We start from the raw sequence: 3,071 nt of genomic DNA, 5'->3' as shown, positions 1-3,071 counted from the left end.
CCACCGCACTCGGCGCTGCCTATCTGGCCGGCCTGGCCTGCGGCTTCTGGGGCAGCCTGGAAGAACTGCGCGGCAAAGCAGTGATCGAGCGCGAGTTCGAACCGAGCCTGGACGAAGTCGAGAAAGAGAAACTCTACAAAGGCTGGAAAAAAGCCGTCAGCCGCACCCGTGACTGGGCGCGCGAGGACGCTGAATAAGCCAGCCTTGAGTTACACATAGGCATCTAACTGGTCGGGAGCGGATTCCTGCGGCATCATGGGCAAATTTTGCTTGGCAGCCCAAAGGAAGCCCCATGAATCTGCCTCCCCGTCAGCAGCAAATCCTCGAGCTGGTCCGCGAACGCGGCTATGTCAGCATCGAGGAGATGGCCACACTGTTCGTTGTCACCCCGCAAACCATCCGCCGCGACATCAATCAGCTCGCGGAAGCCAATCTGCTGCGTCGCTACCACGGTGGCGCCGCGTACGATTCCAGTGTCGAAAACACCGCGTATGCGATGCGCGCCGATCAGATGCGCGACGAAAAACAACGCATCGGCGAAGCCATCGCCGCACAGATCCCCGATCACGCCTCGCTGTTCATCAATATCGGTACCACCACCGAATCGATCGCCCGCGCCCTGCTCAATCACAGTCACCTGAAAATCATCACCAACAACCTGCACGTCGCCTCGATGCTCAGCGCCAAGGATGATTTCGATGTGCTGCTGACCGGCGGCAATGTAAGGCGGGACGGCGGTGTGGTCGGTCAGGCGAGTGTGGATTTCATCAATCAGTTCAAGGTCGATTTCGCCTTGGTCGGGATCAGCGGCATCGATGAGGACGGCAGCCTGCTCGACTTCGATTATCAGGAAGTTCGCGTTTCCCAAGCGATCATTGCCAATGCGCGGCAGGTGATTCTGGCGGCGGACTCGAGCAAGTTCGGGCGTAACGCGATGATTCGACTGGGGCCGATCAGCCTGATCGATTGCCTGGTCACCGATCAGCAGCCGGTACCGGCGCTGGCGCAGTTGTTGAGTCAGCACAAGATTCGTCTGGAAGTCGTCTGATTCCTCTCCCTCGCTGACCGAACCGACGCTTTCGCGAGCAGGCTCGCTCCCACTCTTGGAATGCATTGCAAAATGTGGGAGCGAGCCTGCTCGCGAAAACAATCGATCAAACAACACATCTTCTGCGCCCTTGCGCGCGTTCATGTTCGAAAATTTTCTTTTAATCGCCCTTCGATGAGTTTTTTCAATCGAACGCGACTGGCTGCGCGCGTATTTATGGGCTACCATTTTCGCAAATGAACATTAATGTTCGATTTCCAAGACATAAAACCAAAAGAACCGAGGCCAGCCGATGTCCACCTCTACCTTGCGTACGCCCCCTCTCTCCGAGATCTATGACGTTGCCGTGATTGGCGGCGGGATCAACGGCGTAGGGATCGCAGCGGATGCCGCCGGTCGCGGTCTTTCGGTGTTCCTTTGCGAAAAAGACGACTTGGCCAGCCACACCTCCTCGGCCAGCAGCAAGCTGATCCACGGTGGCCTGCGCTACCTGGAACATTACGAATTCCGTCTGGTGCGCGAAGCGCTGGCCGAGCGCGAAGTCCTGCTGGCGAAAGCGCCGCACATCGTCAAACCGATGCGTTTCGTCCTGCCGCACCGCCCTCACCTGCGTCCAGCGTGGATGATTCGTGCCGGCCTGTTCCTTTACGACAACCTCGGCAAGCGCGAAAAACTGCCGGGTTCGAAAAGCCTGAAGTTCGGCGCCGACAGCGCGCTGAAAAGCGAAATCAAGAAAGGCTTCGAATACTCCGACTGCTGGGTCGATGACGCCCGCCTCGTGGTCCTGAACGCTATGGCCGCCCGGGAAAAAGGTGCGCATGTGCACACCCAGACCCGCTGCGTCAGTGCACGCCGCAGCAAAGGTTTGTGGCATCTGCATCTGGAGCGCGCCGACGGCAGCCTGTTTTCGATCACCGCCAAAGCCCTGGTCAACGCCGCCGGCCCATGGGTGGCCAAGTTCATCCGTGACGACCTGAAGATGGAATCGCCGTACGGCATTCGCCTGATCCAGGGCAGCCACATCATCGTGCCGAAGCTGTACGAAGGCGAGCACGCGCACATTCTGCAAAACGAAGATCAGCGCATCGTTTTCACCATTCCGTACCTGAACCACTTCACCCTGATCGGCACCACCGACCGCGAGTACACCGGCGACCCGGCGAAAGTAGCGATCACCGAAGGCGAAACCGATTACGTGCTGAAAGTGGTCAACGCCCACTTCAAGAAGCAGCTGAGCCGCGAAGACATTGTGCACAGCTACTCGGGCGTTCGCCCGCTGTGCAACGACGAATCCGACAACCCGTCGGCAGTGACCCGCGATTACACCCTGGCGCTGTCGGGCAGTACCGAAGAAGCGCCGTTGCTGTCGGTGTTCGGTGGCAAGCTGACTACCTATCGCAAACTTGCCGAGTCGGCGATGGCGCAATTGATGCCGTTCTTCACCCAGATGCGCCCGAGCTGGACCGCGACCGCCACCCTGCCCGGCGGCGAAGACATGACCACGCCAGAGGCGCTGAGCGCGCGAATTCGCGACAAATTCGATTTCGTCCCGACCGAAATCGCCCGGCGCTGGGCCGTCACCTACGGCAGCCGCACCTGGCGCATGCTCGAAGGCGTGGAAAGCCTGGCCGACATGGGCGAACACATCGGCGGCGGGCTCTACACCCGCGAAGTCGATTACCTGTGCAGCGAAGAATGGGCCACTACGGCGCACGACATTCTGTGGCGCCGTACCAAGCTAGGCTTGTTCACCACAGCGGAGGAGCAGCAGAAGCTCGCGACGTATCTGGGCAAGGTTGAGCAGAATCGGAAGATCGAGGCGGCTTGATCTCACCGTTCAAACGAAAGCCCCTGCATCGAGAGATTCAGGGGCTTTTTGTTATGTGGACTTTGTTGAACCTGATTGGGGCAGTTAGATCTTTTCCCCCTCACCCCAGCCCTCTCCCCCAAGGGGTAGAGGGGGAAAGGGAGCCGATCTCCGTGGGTTCCAAAGTCCGAGGTCGACTCGGTATCTCACGTCGCC

Annotated in this window: 2 protein-coding genes and 1 pseudogene; all 3 read left to right on the top strand. The window is 59.2% G+C overall.

Annotated features, from left to right (window positions below; genetic code table 11):
* Positions 1–197 (top strand): annotated as a pseudogene (locus OQK_RS31380) (glycerol kinase); the annotation flags it as partial.
* A 95-nt stretch (positions 198–292) separates the two neighbouring features.
* Positions 293–1,048, top strand: coding sequence for a DeoR/GlpR family transcriptional regulator (locus OQK_RS16735; RefSeq protein WP_007953179.1), 756 nt, complete (start codon positions 293–295; stop codon positions 1,046–1,048).
* A gap of 292 nt (positions 1,049–1,340) precedes the next feature.
* Positions 1,341–2,876 carry a glycerol-3-phosphate dehydrogenase gene (gene glpD, locus OQK_RS16730; protein WP_016773394.1) on the top strand — a complete coding sequence of 512 codons (1,536 nt, stop codon included), beginning with the start codon at positions 1,341–1,343 and terminating at the stop codon, positions 2,874–2,876.
* The last annotated feature ends 195 nt before the right edge of the window (positions 2,877–3,071 follow it).

The organism is Pseudomonas sp. R62, from assembly GCF_000257605.1.
Lineage (GTDB): Bacteria > Pseudomonadota > Gammaproteobacteria > Pseudomonadales > Pseudomonadaceae > Aquipseudomonas > Aquipseudomonas atacamensis.
The sequence above is the reverse complement of the archived record's forward strand: the minus strand, read 5'-3'. Positions and strand labels throughout refer to the sequence as shown.